Origin of the sequence: Nostoc sp. CHAB 5836, assembly GCF_020829445.1 — a bacterium.
Classification (GTDB): Bacteria; Cyanobacteriota; Cyanobacteriia; order Cyanobacteriales; family Nostocaceae; genus Nostoc.
The window spans coordinates 42,709-63,381 of the sequence record NZ_JAIVFV010000019.1 but is presented as its reverse complement, the minus strand read 5'-3'; the positions used below and the strand labels follow the sequence as shown (position 1 = coordinate 63,381).

Genomic DNA, 20,673 nt, shown 5'->3' with positions numbered 1-20,673 from the left:
GGCTTGGTGGAAATAATTAATGATTTAATAGGGCAAGAACTAGGAGAAAAAGTTAGTGCCGGGCATGTAATTAAAGCAATGATTTTAAACGGATTAGGAATGGTTTCTCAACCTTTATATATGTTTCCTAAGTTTTTTGAGAACATCGCTTGTGAGCATTTAATTGGACCAGGAGTTAAAGCTGAATATCTTAATGATGATAAAATTGGAAGGGTGATGGATAAATTATTTATCAAAGGGCTAGATGGAATATTTTTAACCATTAGTTTAGCAGTTGTTAAAAAGTTTGAAATATCCTTAAAAACGTCACACCTAGATTCCTCATCATTTCATGTACATGGAGAATACACATATAGTTTACCAGAAGTAATTTTTCAAAATTTTGGAAATTTTGATTCTAACGAAGAATCAGAAATTAAATCGCTCAAAGCCATAGAAATTACACATGGTTACTCTCGTGACCACAGACCAGATTTAAAACAGTTTATTATGGAATTGATTTGTTCAGGAGACGGAGATATACCAATTTTTCTGAAAACAGCATCAGGTAATCAGGTTGATTCAAAATGTTTTGGAGAAATTGCAACAGAGTACAGTGAACAAATTAAAATGGATAGTTTGATGGTGGCAGACTGTGCATTATACACAGAATCAAATATCAAATTAATGTCTAATACTATTAAATGGTTATCTCGAGTACCATTGACATTAACACAAGCCAAAGAATTAGTATCATCTTTATCTGAATCAGAATTTACTCAAAGTAAAATAGATGGATATTCATATGTTGAAAAGTCAGTTAGCTATGCAGGAGTTAAGCAGCGTTGGCTAGTAGTACAAAGCAATCAAAGAAGAAAATCAGATTTACAAAAACTATCGCAAAATCTGGAGAAATCTCGGAAAAATGCTGAAGTTCAGTTAAAAACTTTATCTCAAGAAAGGTTCGCCTGTTCGGCTGATGCTATGAAAGCATTATCAAAAATCACGAAAAAATTTAAATATCATCAAGTAGAAAATATTGATATCGCAGAGAAAGAGCCATCAAAAAAAAATCAAAACCAAGACAAAAATTATCAAATTTCTGCTACTGTTTCCCAAAACGAAAATGCAATTGACATAGAAAATAGAAGTGCTGGGCGTTTCATTATTGCCACCAATGTTTTAGAAGTTAAAGAACTTAACCACGATGAAATGATTAGAGAATATAAAGCCCAGCAATCATGTGAAAGAGGTTTTGGGTTTTTGAAAGACCCACTATTTTTCGCCGATAGTATTTTCCTTAAAAGTCCAGAAAGAATACAGGCTTTGGCAATGATTATGGGGCTATGTTTATTAGTTTACACCCTTGCTCAACGACAACTCAGAGCAGCTTTATCTGCTTGCAATTCTACAGTAAAAAATCAATTAGGTAAGTCAATAAATAATCCTACTCTTAGATGGATATTTCAATGTTTTCAATCGATTCATCTTGTCACCTATAATCAAGAAACAGATGTTTCTAATCTCACCCCAGATAGGCACTTCATTCTTTCATTTCTCCCAGAAAATTGCCGGATTTACTATAATTATGTGACTTAATTATTAAGAAATTTCAAATATTTATCTAGGAGAAACAGACTAATTTAATTCTATTAATAGTCCTGATTTGTCATGCTTTTTTCTACTGAAAATATCGCTATAAATAAGTTTAATTTATAATTGACGATAATTTTTTCGTATTGGATTATTAATTAAATTGTGAATTGCTCTGATTCTTTATTGCTTCTTATTGAGAATAAGATTCGTGCCACTTTTATTCCTCAAATATCCTTTTATGTATTATTTTATTCTTGTGATTTTCATTTATTACCGTAATAACCGCTTATGACAGTAAGGGGTGCGGAATGTGGGTTATAATTCTCTAGCGATCGCCGAAACCCAACGACGCTTTAGCTTCTCCACACTAAACGCGTCGGTAAACGAGTACAATATTGCCTCCCGTAAAGTGGTTGAGAGGCTTGGGTTCCAGTTGCACAAAATCAATCGAAACGCAGAGTTTGTTCAAGGTAAAACTTCTGATGAATTGATTTACCGCTTAACCTTCTGATCAGGGCTATTTCATTCTCATCTAGCCCGCCTCAGAATGAATTCACCAGTCTAATAGCGAAAGTCGTCTAAAGACGACTGAGAAAAGGTTATATAGCAATACGCTTGGGTTAAAGATAATTGTAGGTTGGGTTGAATGAAGTGAAACCCAACAAACGCCCCAAAATGTTGGGTTTCGTTCCTCAACTCAACCTACACATTTTTATTTTTTGGGCTTAACCCAAGCGTATTGGGTTATATAGTACTAGTATTTGATTTTTGAAATATACGTAGGATGTGTTAGACGAAAGTACAGCACCATCTCAAGCTTTCGGTGCGTTACGGCTTACGCCTAACACACCCTACAAATACTTAGATTTTTTCAGAAATCAAATATGATTCCTATAGTCCGTTAAAACGGACTTTAGCTATGAGCCACGAACTTCAGTTCCGGGTGGTTTATGTCTAAAATGAAATAGCCCTGCCTTTTGAGAGGATGTTTGAAAATTAGCGAAAATCTCTTATCGACTAAATATTTACTAATTGACTTATCTCCACCACTGATCAATCAATTATTCTTTTTCTTCTTGATTATTTTTATTTTCACTTGAATTTATAAGATTAAAATAATAACTTGTTACTCCAGCCGCTAAGGGTGTTAAGAAAGCATACAAACCTTTTGCTGTATCATTATTAGCCGCAATGGCATCTTTAATATAGCTATCTTTCTCATCTCCTTTTAAGGCTGCTAATTTTTGAGTAAGCTGATTGACACTCCAATAGTTAAAACCAATAAGTACAATCAAAGTAAACCATAATGACCCTCCTAGAATCATTGACATTAATAGCTTAAAAGTTTTACGCCCATCAACACTGGTTAACAGCTTCACTGCTTCGGATCTCGAAGGCGTGTCTTTGGTCAGATCCTTTGAAGATTCTATTGTAAGTTCTATCTGGTTTTCATGGGAAGAATCAGATGCTTTATCACCCTCTGAGAAGTCAGGATTAAGTGGATCAGTATTTCGATTTGGCATATAGAACCCATTTGATTTATGAACAAAATTAAGTATTTGTAGTATTTGCAGGGTGCGTTACGTAAAACGCTAACGCACCCTACGTATCTACGTATCTTTTCAAAAATCAAATAGTACTCCTATATTTATCAGTAATACGAAAACTATCTCCCTTACTTTTAGGAAGTAAGGGAGAAAAGTCTTATACAAAGCTTTTGTTGCATTTTTAAGCAAGACTAAGATTTACTTAACTCATTTATGCCTTATTAAAACTTACAAGTGCATACCAAGTTTGCGAGATTAGACTTGCCATTACACAACAACCAATTGTTGAGCAGTATCTCCTTTCCTTAACAAAAGTTGAGGTTTTTTGTCTTCAGTGCGGCTAGCATCAGAATAAATTTTCATTATTTCTAGACCTCTACGAAGAACTTCAGTTTTATCAATATTCAATTGCTTTGAAATTTCTTCGAGGTCTTTGGTCGCATTCTCACTGAGACTAATATTAACTGACCGTGCCATCTTAATCCTCCACATTTATTGTATTAATTGAACAAGGCATTTGCTAAGTAATAGCATTTTGCACATATTTTCCTACACTTATAGTAGCGTAAAAAGGTATTATAGTCAAGATTTAAATTAACTATATCTTGTATTAAATCCACATAAATCGGACTTTTTAAAACTATGTCTTTAGCTAAGTTTTTCTTAAGTCTAGTTAAGAAGATAGATATTATTATAGCAATCCTAAGTGATTCATGAGAAAACACGATGTTGGTTGATTAACTCTAAGTCAAAAATGTAACAATTAAATTCTGACCAAAACAAAGGCAGTAACAGGGATTGTCCGAAAAATTATAAGTGTCGCTTCAGTTTAAAAAGAAGCTAAGTTTTAGTCTAAGTATTTTCTCACCAATGATTTAGGATTGCTATAGTTACGACTATTCAAAAGGGTTTGATATGTCTTAAGCAATACTCTAGAAATTGCTGGGGAATTTTTATACTTCTTCCCCAATGCAGATGGACATAGGAAGCATGAACATTTGCAGGTAAACCCCATCCCTCGCATCCCATATTGTCCTCACAATCGTAGCGAGAAGTTTTAAATAGGGGCTGAGTTGGAGTTAAGGTTAAATGCGAACGATGAAACTCATGTCCGTAAACAGTTGTACCTGCTTTTACTAACAGATTATCTTGCAAAGCGACTGCACGACGATAGCCCAAAGTTAAACGCCCACCCATCACAGCAGATGTGGGTAAAACTCCCGCCATTGACCAAGATTCACCCTCAAAATCGATAATTTGCTCACACAAATACATCAATCCTCCGCATTCGGCAATTGTGGGTATTCCTTTAAATATTACGGTTTTTACTGCATCACGAACGCTGGTATTTTCTGCTAGTTGCTGGGCAAAAACTTCCGGGAAACCACCGCCAAAATACAGTCCCTGCACATCTTTTGGTATGTTGGCATCTTCTAAGGGACTCCAGAAAACCAGTTCTGCGCCAAGCTGTTGTAGCAAATCGAGATTGTCTTGGTAGTAAAAATTAAAAGCGCGATCGCGGGCTACTGCAATTCTAACTGGGGATGAGGGGGGATGAGGGGGATGAGGGGGATGAGGGGGATGGGGGAGAGGTTTTGATTTTAGTAGGGGTAATAAATGTTGCCAATCGAAGCAAGTATCTCCTAAATTGGCGAGGCGATCAATTAAAGCGTTGAGTTCGGGAAGTTCTGCTGTGGGTACTAAACCCAAGTGGCGATCGGGAATTGTGATGTTATCTTGACGGCGCAGTACGCCGAGAATGGGTAATTGTAAGGGTTCTAGGGAATCTTTGAGGAGATAGAGGTGGCGATCGCTCCCGACACGATTTAATATTACCCCAGCTATTTTAATTCGGGGATCAAAAGTGCAGTAGCCGTGAGCGATCGCAGCTACAGAACCAGATAAACGACTGCAATCAATTACCAATACCACAGGTAAGTCTAAAAGCCGTGCGATGTGTGCCGTACTGGCAAAATCAGTCATTTGTCCTTTGTCATTTGTCATTTGTCCTTTGTTATTTGCAAATGACATAGGCGCAACTCTTGGAGACGCTGCGCGAACGCCTTCCCGCAGGGTATGACTATTGACTAATGACGAAATTCCATCAAACAACCCCATTACCCCTTCTACTAGGGCATATTCACTCAATTGGCTATGATGGGCAAAACATTGCTGAACATAGGCTTCGGAAGTCAGCACGGGGTCTAAATTGCGACAAGCACGACCAGTTACGTGTTGATGAAACATCGGATCAATGTAGTCTGGGCCTACCTTGAAAGATTGCACCAAGCGATCGCGACGACGTAAAGATGCTAAAAGGGTCAGCGTGACTGTTGTCTTACCCACCCCACTACGTTCCCCAGCAATGACTAAAGCCATAAATGAAATAAATTAGGTTTTTATACAGCAACTATTTTGACTCTTGGCTGTGCATCTATCGTCGCTTTTTCTAAAAGCAGATGCGCCAGTTTGTCATTTATCTAAAACCAACTAAGTACATTGGTGCAAAAAAGTCAAGTATGTTACGAAACGTAAATAAGCTTAAAACCTTTACTAATGACAAATGACCAATGACAAATGACAGCCTTAGCCAGTTAACTTTAATTGCGCCAACCTACTTAACTCAAACTTATACCAATTAGAAACAAGAAAACCAGCCAATTAGGGGAGTTAGGCTGAAAAGGTCTGTCTAATAATATAGTTGGGGATTAGCCGAGTTCAAATAGTAATAACCCACCAAAAAAGGAACGTTTTATGATCACAGTGCATCATCTTAACAACTCGCGATCGCAGCGTGTGCTGTGGCTGCTCGAAGAATTAGGTATCAAATACGAGATCAAGTTCTATGAACGCGATGCAAAGACGATGCTAGCACCGGAATCGCTGCGCCAAGTTCATCCACTCGGCAAGTCGCCAGTGATCACAGATGCAGACTTGGCGATCGCTGAGTCGGGTGCGATCATCGAATACCTAATTGATCGATACAGTAATGGTCGGCTAGTCCCAGCATCTGGTACGCCGGAGCATCTGCGCTACAAGTATTGGCTGCATTACGCCGAAGGCTCTGCAATGCCACTGCTGGTGATGCGGCTGATATTGAACAATTTCGGGGCAGGGGACAGCAGCGTGGTTAGCGGATTCGTCGCACCCCAGATCAAACTTCACTTTGACTATATAGAAGCCGAACTCCGTAAAAATACGTGGTTTACTGGCAAAGAATTTACCGCCGCCGATATCCAAATGAGCTTTCCCCTGGAAGTAGTCGCTACGCTCCCTGAAGAGGTCGAGAGCCGACCAAAGCTCAAAGAATTTATCGATCGCATTCATGCACTACCTGCTTACAAACGCGCTCTTGAGCGTGGAGGCAGATATGAGGTATCCTTTCATTAAACCGCAGAGAACCGAAGAGAATAAATTAAATGAGTAATGAGTAATGAGTAATGAGTAATTAAGTTTTGTGACGGGGATTTAGACCCCGACCCAAAACTTTCTGCCTGTAGAGGCAGGGGTATTAAACCCTTTCTTTTACTGTCATATCCTTCATTCCGTGAAATCCTTAAATCAGTTAAATCAGTGATCAAAAATATCATGTCCCCTTGATTACTTATTAAACTCGAAGAACCCCACCCCACCAAAGCTACGCTTTGTCTCCCCTCCCGAAGAGCAGGAAGGGGTTCTTCGATCATGGGTAATTTGGCGGACATGATATAAATCAATACAGTTCAGTTAAGCATTTCTTCGTTCTCTTTGCGTCCTTTGCGTCCTTAGCGGTAGCCTGCGGCAAGCCGCTTTGCGTCTACGTTAAAAAAATTGACTTTGGCAAACAGCTTTAGCTTTATACCAATTCTTTTCAGAGGAAACTAAGTAAGCCGATGAAAATAAATCAAACTATGTAACGAAACGCAAATAGGCTTGAAACCCTTACTAATGACAAATGACTAAGGACAAATGACAGCCATCACCAGTTATCTTTAATTGCGCCGACCTACTTAACTATTAGTTGCCAACTTGAAAATATTCGCTGCCACTCCCAGGCTTTCTTCAAAAAGTGACTCGCGGCCCCAACGTTGTACCTGCTGACTCAGCAATGCTTCCGCCTTTTGTTCCGAAAGTGAAGTCACCTGTTGAAACAGACCAGCCGATTGGGCACCACCGTGGGTTTCCATGCGCATACAGCCACCAGTTTCCGAGCAGATTACAGTACCACAGTCTGCCTTGGGATTTGTCGAACTGAGGCGCAAGGCCATCAAGTCGCCCATAATCTCACCCACATCAGCAACCGGGACACCCGCTAATTCGGCTTCTACTTGCCGTTGGTCTTGGGCAAGGAAGCGAATGTGAGTGATGTCATAATCTCCGCTTTCCTTTTGATAGGAAACTGGCTGCCATTGTAGACGACTTGCCAGCCAAGCCAAAAACAGCAATGCTTGCGTGGGGTTGCCTTTTTCGTAATCAATAGTTACTCGGTCAACTTCCTTAAGCGCTGCGCGACGGTGGGGTGAGTCATAAGCTTCGGCTGTCAACTCTTGCCATGATGCAAGGCGACGCCAGTTGAGGTCAGCTAGAGGAACACCAGTTTCTACCAATTCTTGTAGACGCAGTAAATCACTTTCTGGCTCATTAAAGCGGCAAGAATCCACAATCACATTATTAGAGACTGCTGCCAACCGCTTGAATAAAGTGTTGTTGGGGTCTGGTGTTGCTTTCCACCAAAGAAACTTTGGTAAGCCGCCAATTAACAATGCTGGAATCATGCCCCCTATGCGTTCCAAGGCAGCAGCAGTTCCGCTAAGAGTTATATATTCGCAACAGATGAGTGTACTTGACGATTGCTTTTGGATGGGGCAATAGGCAGAAACTTGAGCCTTGACTCCTTCATCTTCGCCAGCAATGGGAAATAGCGCAATGATGCGGCAAGGGTTGCGGAGGGCGATTTCATCGGCAATTCTGGGGCTTGGGGCATTTAAAGTGGGAAGACCAACAGAACTATTGTCCCCTGTAGCCTCGTTTCCTTGACGTTTGGCGAATTCTTCTCTCAAGATAGCCAGGGTTTCAGGTGTTGCTGTTCCAGTTTCTGGAAGTGCATATTTTATCTGCACCTGCCGCAAAGCAGCTACCATCTGAGGCCCTAAAATCCCGTCAAGGGGGCCATTGTAAAATCCCAAAGTAGCCAAAAGATACTGGGTTTCTTCCGGTTCGTAAACCACTAAGCTAAATGTAGTGGCGCGAGTAGCAGCAGGAAGGCCACCATCCTCGCCAGTAATGCCGTAACTTTGCCAAATTTGATTCAGTTCGGCATCTATTTCGTTAAGCGAAATATCTTTTGGCGTCTGAAGTGAAAAAATTGTAGAAGCTTGGGGAGCCATAGTAGTTTTGAGTTGTCAGGTTTGTTTGTTGAATGAGTTAGGAGTTAGGAGTTAGGAGTTAGGAGTTAGGGGTTAGGGGTTAGGAGTTAGGGGTTAGGAGTTAGGAGTTAGAATAACTGAAATTCTTAACTCAAAACTCATCACTCCTAAGTAAGTTGGCGCGAAAAAACCTAAATATGTTACAAAACGTAAATAGGCTTAAACCCTTGTAAATGACGAAGGAGAAATGACAAATGACAGCCTTAGCCAGTTAGCTTTAATTGCGCCGACCTACTGAACTCTTAACTCCTAACTTTCTAAAGTCTGCGCCAGCGACGGCTATCCTGGTTAATTAAGAATTCTGCTTCTGCTGGTTCCCAGGTACCGGCTTCATATTGGGGAATAGTTGTTGGGTCGGCGGGTGCATCCCAAACGGAAAGGGCTGGTGTTACTACCTGCCAGGCTGCTTCTACTTCGTCCGCGCGTGTAAACAATGTTTGATCGCCCATCATACAATCAAGGAATAAGCGATCGTAGGCATCGGATGTTGCTTGGATGCCAAAGGAACCATAACTAAAGTCCATGTCAACGGAACGGGTACGGAATTCTGCTCCTGGCATTTTGACATCAAAACGCAGGGAAATACCTTCATTTGGCTGAATCCGCATCGTTAAAATGTTGGCGTTTGTCTGTTGGGCGGCAGATTGAAACATCCGAGACGGAACTTCGCGGAAGTGGATGGAAATCTCACTGACTTTTTTCGGCATCCGCTTTCCGGTACGCAAGTAGAAAGGAACACCTTTCCAGCGCCAGTTATCTACCAAAAACTTCATAGCCACATAGGTAGGTGTGGTGGAGTTGGGATCAACACCTGGTTCTGTCCGATACCCTGGCGCTGCTTGGCCCTTCATCCAGCCAGCACCGTATTGACCACGGACTGCTGAACGTGACAGATTGTGAACATCAGCTAAACGAGTAGCTCGCAGTACCTTCACTTTTTCTGTGCGGATGCTGTCGGCATCCATTGCGTTAGGTGCTTCCATCGCCGTTAGGCAGTAAAGTTGCATGAGGTGATTTTGCAACATATCCCGTAGTGCGCCGGCGCTTTCATAATAACCAGCCCGGTCTTCCACTCCCACGGTTTCTGCCACGGTAATTTGCACGTGATCAACAAATTGACGATTCCACAATGGCTCAAAAATCGCATTGGCAAAGCGAAACACCAGCAAATTCTGGACTGTTTCTTTACCTAAGTAGTGGTCAATACGATATACTTGGTTTTCTTTGCAATATTTCTGTACCACTTGGTTAAGACTCTGGGCAGAAGCCAAGTCCCGACCAAAGGGTTTTTCAACTACTAGACGATGTTTGTAAGGATCTTCTACCATCCCGGCGCTTCCTAGCTGCTTAATTGCTTCCGGAAAGAATGAGGGGGCGACTGAGAGGTAGAACATCCGATTCCCTCGCGTACCCCGTTTTTCGTCTAATTCACTCAATAAGTTTTTCAGTTTCTGATAGCCTTCGGGGTTATCTATATCCCCAGGACTGTAGAACAGACCTTGAGAGAAGTCTTGCCAGAGTTCCCCTAAATCGACATCAGGATGTGCCTCTTCCATGCCCTTTTGCATCTGTTCACGGAAGTACTCGTGGCTCCATTCTCGACGTGCTACACCGACAATGGTGGTTTCTGATGGAATACGCCGTTCTCGCCGCAATTTGTAAAGTGCTGGCACTAGTTTGCGCCAGGTGAGATCACCAGAAGCGCCAAAAATGACTATAATCTGGGGTTCGGGCATCCCTTGTTGTTGCAGACCAACACGCAAGGGGTTTTCTAGCAGACTAACCATAACAATTTTGGATTTTGGATTTTGGATTTTGGATTTTGGATTGGGCATGGGGCATGAGGCATTGGGCATCCCTTCTGGTGCGATCGCACTCGCGAACGACTTCGCGCTTGGTGAGTTTACGGTCAGCATCTCGACTTTGCTCGTTGGCGTAGCCTAAGAAGAGATGGAACCGCAGTCGAACTGCGTAGTCGAACGCGAGTGCCTCTCGTAGAGAAGGGCAGGGCAAGTGGGCATGGGGCATTGGCTATTCCCCCCATCTCCCTCATCTCCCCCATCTCCCTCATCTCCCTCATCTCCCTCATCTCCCTCACTCCCCACTACCCAGTCCCTACACTGGTGACAATACCTTGATCTTGTCTTCTAAAGAGTTCATCAAGGACTGGAAGGGCTGGATAAACTTGTCAATACCTTCGACTAATAGTTCATCCATTACGGCATCGAGATTGATGTTGATGTCGGGATCTTTGAGGTTTTCGATCAGTGTGTAAGCTTCTTTGACATTTGTTTCTAAGCGATCGCCTACCTTACAATGATCGGCACAAGCTTTTATTGTCGCTGGTGGTACGGTGTTGACGGTATCATGGCCAATCAACTCTTCGATATACATCACGTCTCTGTAACCGGGGTCTTTGGTGCTGGTGCTAGCCCAAAGTAGCCGTTGTACTTTGGCTCCTTTTGCTGCCAAGGCTTTCCAGCGTTCGCTCTCAATGATTTTCTTATATTCTTGATACGCTATCTTCGCGTTAGCGATCGCTACTTTCCCTTTAACAGCCAACAGTTTTGCTTCCACCGCAATATCATCAACGCCTTTTTTCAACTTAGCATCAATTTTGGCGTCAATGTTGCTATCAATCCGGCTGAGGAAGAAGCTAGCGACTGAAGCAATTTTACTGATGTCTTTACCCTCAGCTACGCGCTTTTCTAAGCCACGCATATAGGCCCAAGCTGTGTTTACATAGCTTTCTACAGAAAACAGCAGGGTAATATTGACATTTATACCATCAGCGATCGCCTGTTCCACTGCTGGTAAACCAGGTTCTGTACCGGGAATTTTAATCATTAAATTTTCCCGATCAATTTCTTGGAAATAGCGCCTAGCTTCGGCTATTGTTGCTTCAGTATCATGGGCAATGGTCGGCGGGACTTCGATACTCACATAACCATCTAGTCTATTGGAGGCTTCATAAACGGGGCGTAAAATATCACAGGCATTACGGATATCTGCAAAAACTAGCGATTCGTAAATTTTGTCTATCGGTGAGCCAGCCCTAACTCCGGCTTCAATATCGGCATCATAAATCACATTACCAGCGATCGCTTTTTCAAAGATAGCTGGGTTAGAGGTAATCCCAGAAATACCTTGGTTTTCAACCAGTTCTTTGAGTTCGCCTGATTGAATCATGTCACGGCTCAAATTATCCATCCAGATACTTTGACCGTATTGGTTAATTTCTAGTAGATGATTGGTAGCCATAGCTCTAATTTGTTTCACTCCTGTATAGTGATGTTTCCAAGTGAAGTTGCCAAAACCCATCAAATTTGATGGTGACTTTTGAATTGTGGCGTTGCCAATCACTTATCGCATCGGCCAGCTGAGATAATCTTTAATACATCTTCTAAGAAGTGCTATTCTGCATTCCCAATCTAAATCGCCATGATTAACTTTTAGTTAACGCCATAGGCTAGACGCATCCTTGATACTTTTGTCTGTGTTTTCTAGTGGAGTAAGTAGGTTGGCGCAATTAAAGTTAACTGGCTAAGGCTGTCATTTGTCCTTTGTCATTGGTCATTAGTAAAGGCTTTAAGCTTATTTACGTTTCGTAACATACTTGACTTTTTTCGTGCCAACGTACTTATGGCAAAAAGAACTATTGGGTTGAAAAAAGTTCAAAAGTTGAATTTACAAGCTTTTTTCTCCTGCTCTTCTGAATTATTAAGTAGGGAGTAGAGAGTAGGCAGTGGGGAAAAGACCACTTTCATGCTTGGCGGTGTACAAAGTTCATTGGGACTGCTTCTGAAATTAGTGTCCGTTTTGAATAAAAGACTCCACCTTTGCTACATCCTCTTTGCTACCAATAATTAAAGGCGTGCGCTGATGGAGTTTTTTCGGCACTACATCCAAGATATCCATCAGTCCTGTAGTGGCACGACCACCTGCTTGCTCAATCAAAAAGGCCAGAGGAGCGGTTTCATAAAGCAAGCGCAATTTCCCTTGTGGGTTTTGAATTGTGCCTGGGTAGAGAAACACGCCGCCTTGAACCAAAATTCTATGGATGTCGCTTACCATTGCGCCGCTATAACGAGCGGTATAGCCTTCTGTGCGATGAACGTAGCGGATGTATTCTCGAATCGATTCTTCCCACTGCCAGAAGTTACCTTCGTTCACGCTGTAAATAGAACCGTGGTTAGGAATGCGGATATTTTCTTGTGTGAGAATAAACTCTCCTAAGCTGGGATCAAGGACAAAGGAATGAACGCCCTTACCTATACTATAAACCAGCATTGTGCATGGCCCATACAGAATGTACCCAGCAGCGAGTTGCTTACGTCCATTGGTGAGGAGGTCAGTTGCCTTACCATCGCTATCAGTTCCTTCTTGTTGGCGAATGGCGAAAATGGAACCTAAGCTGAGGTTGTTATCAGTGTTGGATGAGCCATCAATTGGATCATACAGCAAAGTATAGCGCCCAATGGGGCAATTTTCCGGGATGTAGTAGGGATTTTCCATTTCCTCAGAAGCAAGGCGACAGACTAAGCCGCTTTGCTTAAACACTGAGATAAACACATCATTGGCATAGACATCCATCTTTTTGACGGATTCTCCTTGGACATTAACTTCTCCAGTAAATCCGAGAACGCCTTCCATTAAACCAGCACGACTCATGCGGCGAGCCACCAGTTTGCCGGCCAGGGCGATGCGATTCATCAGCGCACTTAAATCTTGTGCATCTGGCGAAAAACTCTGAAGTTGCTGGAGGACGTGACGGGATAAGGTTGTACAATCACGATCTAAAGCCCTGTCTGTAGGGTCGTTGACAGATAAGTCAAATGATTCTGGCGCTTTAGCCATTTTTATGTTCTCCGCAGCCACTAGCTGTTAGTTGGGTTTTAGTCGTCTATGGCAACTTATAATTGCTGCTTCTATCTTAGAAAGGTAATTTGATAACTTAGATGCGACTTTAGATAAACTAAAGAAATGGGCGTGGGGAAGAATTACCAAGTTCCCTCTTCCCTTTGATAGCGGTAAATCATAGACTAGCGATCGCTTCGGCAACTAGTTTAGAAACAAATGGCAAAATAGCGCGACTCCTAGCATGGGCTTTCCCTTCAGTAAATACTACTAAGAGGTAAGGGCGTTGATTTGGTAACTCAATATACGCAGCATCATGGCGAACTTGACTTGTCCAACCTGCTTTTGACCAAATTTGAGCATTTTCAGTCAGTCCACCACCTAAAAAACCTGTGATCTGATTTTCTTCGCCGTTAGATAGCAAATCATCAGGTTTGAGACTACGTTTGAGCAAAGCCATCATTGCTTGCGATCGCTCACTTGAAACTGCCACTCCACCGACAATACTATGCAATAACCTAGCGATCGCATTTGTTGTCACCATATTACGATTTTCCAGTAACTCTCCCACAAACGCCCGTTCCCGTCCATAGGGGCCATCACTCCAAGTTTTTTGACAGACGTTAATTGTCTCCATTTCTTCCCAACCCAATGATTGGTAATAGCGGTTAACAATATTACGCTGATATTTCCAGGTTTCAAAGGGGCCGGTTGCTAATTCTGTCCCTGATGTGGTGCCGCTCAGAATATCCACAACTAAGCTGGTAGCATCATTGCTGGAATCCACAATCATATCCCGCAAAGCTCGCTCCAACTCCTTGGAAGTTTGACTCATGCCTTTTTCTAACCATTCGTTTACCGCCACCAGGTAAAATAGCTTGATTATACTGGCAGGATAAATCCTCTCAACACCGCGATAAGTGAAACCCCGAACTGGGTGATCCCAAAAAGCGTTAGGAGTCAGCGCACCACCGGTATTTACTAGCACTGGTGGATCGTAAACAATCCAAGTCAGAGCAATTTGATTACGGGCTAAGGTCGGAAATTCTGCCCAAGTTGCATCTAAAATGCCATTACCAAGATTTTCCAACTGTTCGTCTTTATTAAAAAAAATCATTCTCGAATAATGTCCTTTAATCTAAAATCCCAAATCCTTCGACTGAACGAAGCCGAAGTCCCAAATCCTTCGACTGAGCGTACCCCTGCTCTTAAGCAAGCTACGCGTAGCGTCTCGGAGAGAAGCCGAAGTCCCAAATCCCAAGAGTATCAGTGTCTAGCTGACCTGAACTTATATGATTCTTCTGAATGTACACGCTTGGCAACTCAAGCCGCATCTGGGCGACATTTGTGGGTAACATCAAATTATCAGGATTGGGCGGTTGAGGTGTATTTGCGAGAAGATGACTATCCAGGGTGGGTATCCCTTTCAGATTGGGGTTTATTACAACCTGCTACTGTACTTTATCAGGCTGCAACATTTTCTGAATCTGAGATTAAAAAACTCTTACCAGAGGTCATCGCCTTTACTCAAAAAGCGATGGAACAGTCAAATTATTATCTTTGGGGTGGTACGGTTGGGCCAAATTATGACTGTTCTGGGTTGATACAGGCGGCCTTTGCTTCGGTGGGTATTTGGCTACCTAGAGATGCATATCAGCAGCAAGGGTTCACTCAACCAATTACGATTGCAGAATTAGTCGCGGGTGATCTAGTATTTTTTGGAACTGGCCAAAAAGCAACCCATGTTGGGCTTTATTTGGCCGATGGTTTTTATATCCATAGTTCTGGGAAAGACCAGGGACGCGATGGGATTGGGATTGATGTTCTCTCGGAACAGGGAGATGCGGTTAGTCAGTCGTACTATCAGCAGGTGCGGGGTGCTGGTAGAGTTATCAAGAGTTACGAACCACAGAGACGCTGAGGACGCTGAGGTGTATGAGGAGTGGGTTGATTGATCAAGGGGTGAGTGAAGAGAATGGGGCGATTTCAGCTATTGTCCCAGATGTTTCGGTGGTGCTGCCGATACATAATGAGGTGGAAAGTTTGCCGCTTTTACTAGAAGCGATCGCATCTACTTTATCCTCTAGTCAGATAAATTATGAAATCATTTGTGTGGATGATGGTTCTACAGATGGTTCTGGGAAATTTCTCAAAGTACAGGCGCAAATTCGCACTGATTTAAAGGCGGTAATTTTGCGTCGTAACTATGGACAAACTGCGGCGATGGCTGCTGGATTTTACTATGCAGTCGGAAAAGCGATCGTCACTTTAGATGCTGATCTCCAGAATGACCCGGCTGATATTCCCATGTTATTAGCAAAGTTGGATGAGGGTTACGATTTAGTAAGTGGTTGGCGGCAAAAACGCCAAGATGGTGCTGTAAATCGGTTACTTCCTTCCAAAATTGCCAATTGGCTAATTCGGCGTACCACTAGTGTAAATATTCATGACTATGGCTGTTCATTAAAAGCCTATCGTGCAGAACTGTTGGCAGATATGAATCTCTACGGGGAATTACACCGATTTTTACCTGCTTTGGCGTACATCGAAGGTGCGAGAATTACTGAAGTACCCGTGCGTCATCACGCCCGTCGCTTTGGTCGCAGTAAATATGGAATTTGGCGCACATTCCGGGTGTTGATGGATTTGTTAACCATTCTCTTTATGAAAAGATTCCTCACCCGCCCAATGCACGTTTTTGGGCTGTTAGGCTTAATTTCAATGGTATCGGGGACAGCGATCGGAATTTACTTGACTTTCGTCAAATTGGCTTTCGGTGAAATGATTGGCAATCGCCCTTTACTGATTTTAGCAGTTCTCCTACTAGTAACTGGAGTGCAGTTGTTTTGCTTCGGACTTTTGGCAGAATTGCTCATGCGTACATACCATGAATCCCAAGGACGACCTATCTATCGCGTGCGAGAGGTGGTAACAAAAAATGTTAACTAAGGCAAAAGCGAGAAAATATCTTTCCTAGCTTGCTTTTTCCCTCTGTTGTCACATAAGATATAAACCCCAAATTCAAGTAATACGCAGGAATTCAGTATTTTTACACACAAATGAAAAAACAGACCGAATTGAGGCGATCGCTGAAGGTGGTGGTGGGGTACACTAAGTACAGCTTTGCATTAATTCGTAGCGAATTCTCTTTGCGTTCCTACCCTACGGGAAGGCGAAGCGCCTATGCGCTTCCCTTTGCGCCCCTACCCTACGGGAAGGCGAGGCGCCTATGCGTTTAAATTTCAACCCTCAATTCACCACGATTTTATGCTGCATCTGTACTAAGGGACTTCCAAATAAAAAAATTCTTCCTCACCCAGTGGAGTAAAGACCAATCAAAATCGCTCCCCTTTGCACTAGGTTTAGCTCCAAATGCCTACGCCTTGAAAAACTTAAAAGTTAGGAGTAAGGAAATTTAACTCCTCACTCCTAACTTTCAACTCTTAACTTTTAAAAACGGGCGAGGAGGGATTCGAACCCCCGACACCGTGGTCCGTAGCCACGTGCTCTAGTCCACTGAGCTACACGCCCTCACCGATAATCTATATTAACACGTTCTAACGAAATGGCGCAAGATAATTTTCCATCTAATTTTGCCAACTTAACCCATTTAGATCGCCAAGGACAGGCACAGATGGTAGATGTATCTGATAAAGCATCCACCGTCCGCCAAGCAGTAGCCGCGGCCAGTGTGCGGATGCTGCCGGCAACTTTCGCTGCCATTCAAGCCGGAAATGTTCCAAAAGGGGATGTGTTGGCAACTGCAAGATTGGCTGGGATTATGGCAGCCAAGCAAACAGCGACTTTAATTCCCCTGTGTCATCCCTTGCCTTTGCAAAAAATCGCAGTTGAAATTATACCCGATCCGCAACTACCTGGTTATCAAATTCAAGCCATAGTCAAAACCAAAGCTGAAACTGGTGTAGAAATGGAAGCCTTAACTGCGGTTTCTGTGGCTGCCCTGACTTTATACGATATGGCAAAAGCCTTAGAAAAGTCGATTCAAATTGAATCAATTCGTTTAATAAGTAAGAGTGGCGGGAAATCAGGAGATTATTCTTTGCCAGACCAGCAATAATTCATCCGTCATAAACTAAGTAGAATATTTCATAAATTCGTAGCGAATTCTCTTTGCGTTCCTACCCTACGGGAAGGCGAAGCGCCTATGCGCTTCCCTTTGCGCCCCTACCCTGCGGGAAGGCGAGGCGCCTATGCGTTTAAATTTCAACCCTCAATTCACCACGATTTTATGCAAAGCTGTACTAAGTAACTCCCTTATTCTCAGATTGCCATCCGAAGCGCTGATGCAGTAAGTGCGCCTGCAATCAACACAACGATAAAATTTGATTGGTGAGAAAAATGAATCAGATAAATAACTTATCGAAGGTATGGAAGATATTGTTATATTTTCTGTTAGGTTTTTTGGGCTTGATGATGGTATTTACGACACCACTGATAGCACAACAACCTCCAGGGATAATACCCTCTGCCAGAGTCACCGAAGAGGATAATAAAATACTAGCGCGGGTTGTTTCGCAAGAAGGTATACCTGCTTCAGAGGAGTTAAAATCACTACTTGACAAGAGTGTAGAACTGAAAGATTTTGGTGCGATCGCATTTAGAGAACCATTAAAATCAAGTTCCAAAAATGCTACTCCGATTGTGTTGTTCCACGGTATTTTTGGTGGAGCTAGTCATCGGCAATTTCGCCAACTCCTATCATCATTAGATAAAACAGGTGCTGCCGTATACATCATGGATTTACCAGGGATCGGTCGTTCTGCGAAACCAAAAACTACCTACAATTTTGAAAAAATTGACCAGTTTATTGAGGATTTTCTCAGGGAAGTGGTGCGTCGTCCAGCACATATAGTGACTACTGGTACAACTACCCTCAGTGGATTAAAAGTTGCCTCGCAAAAGCCATATTTAGTCAAATCATTAGTAATTATCTCTCCCAATGGTATTAATACTCTTGCCTCACCACCGACACAAGCTCAAAATCAAGCATACCAGCAAGCATTAAACACCGATGATGCAAGCATATGGGTTAATCTTTTGTTACCAGCCAACATCAGACCATTTAGCCAAGCCTCATTTTCTCAACCATCTTTTTTGGAGAAAAACGGCGATATTTTTATTGAAGAAGCACTGATTCAGCGTCCCAATATCGAACAACGCTGGATTAGTTATGCATTTATTTTCGGTCAGTTTTTCCGTACTTTTGCCGAAACTAGTAAAAATGTTAAAGTTCCCGTACTGGCAATTTTTGGTGCAGATTACAAGCCTATACCAGCGAATCCTCCCATCAAACCAGATAAAGCAGAGCAATTTCGACGAATTCGTCCTGACTTTAAATATTTAGAAATTCCTCAAGCAAGTACATTAGTTGCCACCGAACAACCAGAAGCGGTAACTAAAGCAATTCTAGAGTTTTCCTGTGGCGGAAATTGCGCTTATTGGTGAGGTTTTTGATACTTACCTGGATACTTATGCTGAAAATAAGCTTCTAGCACTTGTAAAACCATCGGCCCACAAATAGTACCACCATGTTCGCCAGAATTTTCCCCAAAAGCCACAACCACAATTTCCGGCTTATTAGTGGGAGCATAAGCACCAAACCAAGTATGATTTGGCCGACCAACACCAGCTTCAGCAGTACCACTCTTTCCAGATGCTGGGGCAATTGTGGGCACGTCTAAGCGCTTACCTGTACCCTCACTCACCACCTTCCGTAGTCCGTCGCGGAGAACTTTGATGGTTTCCGGCTTCATATTTAAGGATTCTCGCCAACTTTTTGCCTCTTCGTTGTCTTTGAGCAAATGCGGCTGAACTCGATACCCGCCATTGGCAGGGACAGAAAACATAATCGCCACTTGCAGGGGTGTCGTTTGCAAAGCGCCTTGACCAATTGAGATATTAATGGTATCGCCTACAGTCCAAGGTGTTTTCAAAACTTTCTGCTTCCATGCTTCATCTGGAACCAAGCCTTTTGATTCTTCGTTGGGAAATTCGATGCCGGTTTTTTGACCAAATCCGTATTTGCGACTCCATTCGATTAAGGTTGGGCCACCAACTTTTCTACCAACTTGATAGAAAAAAGTATCACTACTCATTGCGATCGCTCCGGGAAATCCTAATGGCCCGAATCCGGCGTGGTTCCACTCACCAAAAGTCACACCACCAATAGTCAGGGAACCAAAGGTCTGTAATATTGAGTCAGGAGAAAATTGACCTGATTCCAGTCCAGCTGTTGTGGTCACAATTTTGAACGTACTGGCGGGTGGAAAGGCACTTAGGGCACGATTGATCAAGGGATGATCTTTACCTTGCACGCTTTCCCAATCTTTCTGGGAGAGTTTTTGTTTGGAGAAGATATTTGGGTCAAAGGTGGGGTAAGATACCATTGCTAAAACAGCACCATTCTTCGGATCAATTGCGGCGATCGCACCTCGATAATTTCCTAAAGCTTTTTGGGCTGCCTTTTGCACATTCAAATCTATGGTCAGGTGTAAATCGTTACCAGCTTTTGCCTGTTTCTCTCCCAACACCCGAATTGGTCTACCCGCACCATCTACTTCTACCTGCTGACCCCCCCATTCACCCCGCAACACTTTCTCATAAGCCTTTTCCACCCCCATCTGACCGATGACATCTCCCAGGCGGTAGCCTTCCTCCTTCTTGTCCTTTAACTGATCGGCGGTCAACTCCCGCGTATAACCTAGTACATGAGCAAATTCCTTGCCGTGGGGATAATAACGTACAGAATCTGTATTAATTTCCACATCTGGGAGTTCATTTTTATACTCCTTTAATGCCGTAATTTCTGCCTCATTTAGATCACGAGCAACCCGGATGAGTGAAGAAGAATTAGCACCGGCTAATTCTAATTTCTTTTCCATCTCATCTTGGGGAATGTTGAGAATTTGCGCTAAACGCGGGCCAACTACAGACCAGGAAGGCTTAGTATGTGCCATCGGCCACAAATATACAGAGCTAGGATAGCGAGTACTGGCTAAAAGCTTGCCATTTCGGTCAAAAATATTGCCCCGTTCCGGTTGTTTGAGAATCATCCGAATTCGGTTCGCTTCAGCTCGCTTCCGGAGTTTTGGCCCTTCAACAATTTGCAAATATGCCAAACGCGCCCCAATCCCAGAGGTCATTAATAGAGTAAATACGATTAAAAATATTGGTTGGAAACCACGTCCAACGGTACGTGTATCTTTTTTGCTACCAAGTGATGGGAACATAAGCGATTCAAAATTAAAAATTAATAAATGCAACCGTAG

At 42.7% G+C, this 20,673-nt stretch carries 17 protein-coding genes and 1 tRNA gene; 7 read left to right on the top strand and 11 right to left on the bottom strand.

The window, feature by feature from the left end:
• On the top strand, positions 1-1,578 hold a 1,578-nt coding region (locus LC605_RS06335), incomplete at its 5' end, for an IS1634 family transposase (protein ID WP_229546714.1).
• 307 nt (positions 1,579-1,885) lie between these two features.
• Entirely contained in the window at positions 1,886-2,086 is a 201-nt protein-coding gene (locus tag LC605_RS06330; protein ID WP_229546713.1) for a GNAT family N-acetyltransferase, read from the top strand.
• A 550-nt stretch (positions 2,087-2,636) separates the two neighbouring features.
• Here the strand turns inward: LC605_RS06330 and LC605_RS06325 are convergent.
• From LC605_RS06325 to LC605_RS06315, 3 genes are all read right to left on the bottom strand, one after another.
• Positions 2,637-3,098 (bottom strand): hypothetical protein, encoded by a 462-nt coding sequence (locus tag LC605_RS06325; RefSeq protein WP_229546712.1) that lies wholly within the window; start codon positions 3,096-3,098, stop codon positions 2,637-2,639.
• A 291-nt stretch (positions 3,099-3,389) separates the two neighbouring features.
• The gene (locus LC605_RS06320; protein ID WP_229546711.1) at positions 3,390-3,599 is read right to left on the bottom strand and encodes a hypothetical protein; all 210 of its coding nucleotides are present in this window, start codon (positions 3,597-3,599) and stop codon (positions 3,390-3,392) included.
• Between the two features lie 423 nt (positions 3,600-4,022).
• Positions 4,023-5,501 (bottom strand): cobyrinate a,c-diamide synthase, encoded by a 1,479-nt coding sequence (locus tag LC605_RS06315; protein ID WP_229546710.1) that lies wholly within the window; start codon positions 5,499-5,501, stop codon positions 4,023-4,025.
• A gap of 375 nt (positions 5,502-5,876) precedes the next feature.
• Here LC605_RS06315 and LC605_RS06310 point away from each other — a divergent pair, with 375 nt between their 5' ends.
• Positions 5,877-6,512 carry a glutathione S-transferase family protein gene (locus tag LC605_RS06310; protein ID WP_229546709.1) on the top strand — a complete coding sequence of 212 codons (636 nt, stop codon included), beginning with the start codon at positions 5,877-5,879 and terminating at the stop codon, positions 6,510-6,512.
• Between the two features lie 599 nt (positions 6,513-7,111).
• Here the strand turns inward: LC605_RS06310 and opcA are convergent.
• From opcA to LC605_RS06280, 6 genes are all read right to left on the bottom strand, one after another.
• Positions 7,112-8,488, bottom strand: a complete 1,377-nt coding sequence (opcA, locus tag LC605_RS06305; RefSeq protein WP_229546708.1) for a glucose-6-phosphate dehydrogenase assembly protein OpcA — start codon at positions 8,486-8,488, stop codon at positions 7,112-7,114.
• 296 nt (positions 8,489-8,784) lie between these two features.
• Positions 8,785-10,314 carry a glucose-6-phosphate dehydrogenase gene (gene zwf / locus LC605_RS06300; protein ID WP_229546707.1) on the bottom strand — a complete coding sequence of 510 codons (1,530 nt, stop codon included), beginning with the start codon at positions 10,312-10,314 and terminating at the stop codon, positions 8,785-8,787.
• Positions 10,307-10,555 (bottom strand): hypothetical protein, encoded by a 249-nt coding sequence (locus tag LC605_RS06295; protein WP_229546706.1) that lies wholly within the window; start codon positions 10,553-10,555, stop codon positions 10,307-10,309. The genes zwf and LC605_RS06295 overlap by 8 nt, the downstream gene beginning before the upstream one ends.
• An 87-nt stretch (positions 10,556-10,642) precedes the next feature.
• On the bottom strand, positions 10,643-11,788 hold the full coding sequence (gene tal, locus LC605_RS06290; protein WP_229546717.1) for a transaldolase: 1,146 nt from the start codon (positions 11,786-11,788) through the stop codon (positions 10,643-10,645).
• 546 nt (positions 11,789-12,334) lie between these two features.
• Positions 12,335-13,384 (bottom strand): class 1 fructose-bisphosphatase, encoded by a 1,050-nt coding sequence (fbp, locus tag LC605_RS06285; protein ID WP_229546705.1) that lies wholly within the window; start codon positions 13,382-13,384, stop codon positions 12,335-12,337.
• 178 nt (positions 13,385-13,562) lie between these two features.
• Positions 13,563-14,501 (bottom strand): serine hydrolase, encoded by a 939-nt coding sequence (locus LC605_RS06280; RefSeq protein ID WP_229546704.1) that lies wholly within the window; start codon positions 14,499-14,501, stop codon positions 13,563-13,565.
• Positions 14,502-14,510: 9 nt separating this feature from the next.
• Between LC605_RS06280 and LC605_RS06275 the strand changes: the two genes are divergently transcribed.
• Both LC605_RS06275 and LC605_RS06270 read left to right on the top strand, forming a co-directional pair.
• Positions 14,511-15,305 (top strand): C40 family peptidase, encoded by a 795-nt coding sequence (locus tag LC605_RS06275; protein WP_229546703.1) that lies wholly within the window; start codon positions 14,511-14,513, stop codon positions 15,303-15,305.
• Between the two features lie 14 nt (positions 15,306-15,319).
• On the top strand, positions 15,320-16,333 hold the full coding sequence (locus LC605_RS06270; protein WP_229546702.1) for a glycosyltransferase family 2 protein: 1,014 nt from the start codon (positions 15,320-15,322) through the stop codon (positions 16,331-16,333).
• Positions 16,334-16,841: 508 nt separating this feature from the next.
• Here LC605_RS06270 and LC605_RS06265 read toward each other — a convergent pair.
• Positions 16,842-16,915: transfer RNA gene (locus LC605_RS06265), tRNA-Arg, on the bottom strand.
• Between the two features lie 34 nt (positions 16,916-16,949).
• Here LC605_RS06265 and moaC point away from each other — a divergent pair.
• Together moaC and LC605_RS06255 are read left to right on the top strand one after the other, a co-directional pair.
• Positions 16,950-17,462, top strand: coding sequence for a cyclic pyranopterin monophosphate synthase MoaC (gene moaC / locus LC605_RS06260; protein ID WP_229546701.1), 513 nt, complete (start codon positions 16,950-16,952; stop codon positions 17,460-17,462).
• Between the two features lie 281 nt (positions 17,463-17,743).
• Entirely contained in the window at positions 17,744-18,850 is a 1,107-nt protein-coding gene (locus LC605_RS06255) for an alpha/beta fold hydrolase (RefSeq protein WP_229546700.1), read from the top strand.
• Here the strand turns inward: LC605_RS06255 and mrdA are convergent.
• Entirely contained in the window at positions 18,841-20,634 is a 1,794-nt protein-coding gene (gene mrdA / locus LC605_RS06250; RefSeq protein WP_229546699.1) for a penicillin-binding protein 2, read from the bottom strand. The two genes, LC605_RS06255 and mrdA, sit on opposite strands and share 10 nt — an antisense overlap.
• Between the last annotated feature and the right edge of the window lie 39 nt (positions 20,635-20,673).

Coding starts and splice junctions, on each gene's coding strand:
- LC605_RS06325 (WP_229546712.1), bottom strand. CDS start 3,098: ATGCCAAATCGAAATACTGATCCACTTAATCCTGACTTCTCAGAGGGT.
- LC605_RS06320 (WP_229546711.1), bottom strand. CDS start 3,599: ATGGCACGGTCAGTTAATATTAGTCTCAGTGAGAATGCGACCAAAGAC.
- LC605_RS06315 (WP_229546710.1), bottom strand. CDS start 5,501: ATGGCTTTAGTCATTGCTGGGGAACGTAGTGGGGTGGGTAAGACAACA.
- LC605_RS06310 (WP_229546709.1), top strand. CDS start 5,877: ATGATCACAGTGCATCATCTTAACAACTCGCGATCGCAGCGTGTGCTG.
- opcA (WP_229546708.1), bottom strand. CDS start 8,488: ATGGCTCCCCAAGCTTCTACAATTTTTTCACTTCAGACGCCAAAAGAT.
- zwf (WP_229546707.1), bottom strand. CDS start 10,314: ATGGTTAGTCTGCTAGAAAACCCCTTGCGTGTTGGTCTGCAACAACAA.
- LC605_RS06295 (WP_229546706.1), bottom strand. CDS start 10,555: ATGCCCCATGCCCACTTGCCCTGCCCTTCTCTACGAGAGGCACTCGCG.
- tal (WP_229546717.1), bottom strand. CDS start 11,788: ATGGCTACCAATCATCTACTAGAAATTAACCAATACGGTCAAAGTATC.
- fbp (WP_229546705.1), bottom strand. CDS start 13,384: ATGGCTAAAGCGCCAGAATCATTTGACTTATCTGTCAACGACCCTACA.
- LC605_RS06280 (WP_229546704.1), bottom strand. CDS start 14,501: ATGATTTTTTTTAATAAAGACGAACAGTTGGAAAATCTTGGTAATGGC.
- LC605_RS06275 (WP_229546703.1), top strand. CDS start 14,511: ATGTCCTTTAATCTAAAATCCCAAATCCTTCGACTGAACGAAGCCGAA.
- LC605_RS06270 (WP_229546702.1), top strand. CDS start 15,320: ATGAGGAGTGGGTTGATTGATCAAGGGGTGAGTGAAGAGAATGGGGCG.
- moaC (WP_229546701.1), top strand. CDS start 16,950: ATGGCGCAAGATAATTTTCCATCTAATTTTGCCAACTTAACCCATTTA.
- LC605_RS06255 (WP_229546700.1), top strand. CDS start 17,744: ATGAATCAGATAAATAACTTATCGAAGGTATGGAAGATATTGTTATAT.
- mrdA (WP_229546699.1), bottom strand. CDS start 20,634: ATGTTCCCATCACTTGGTAGCAAAAAAGATACACGTACCGTTGGACGT.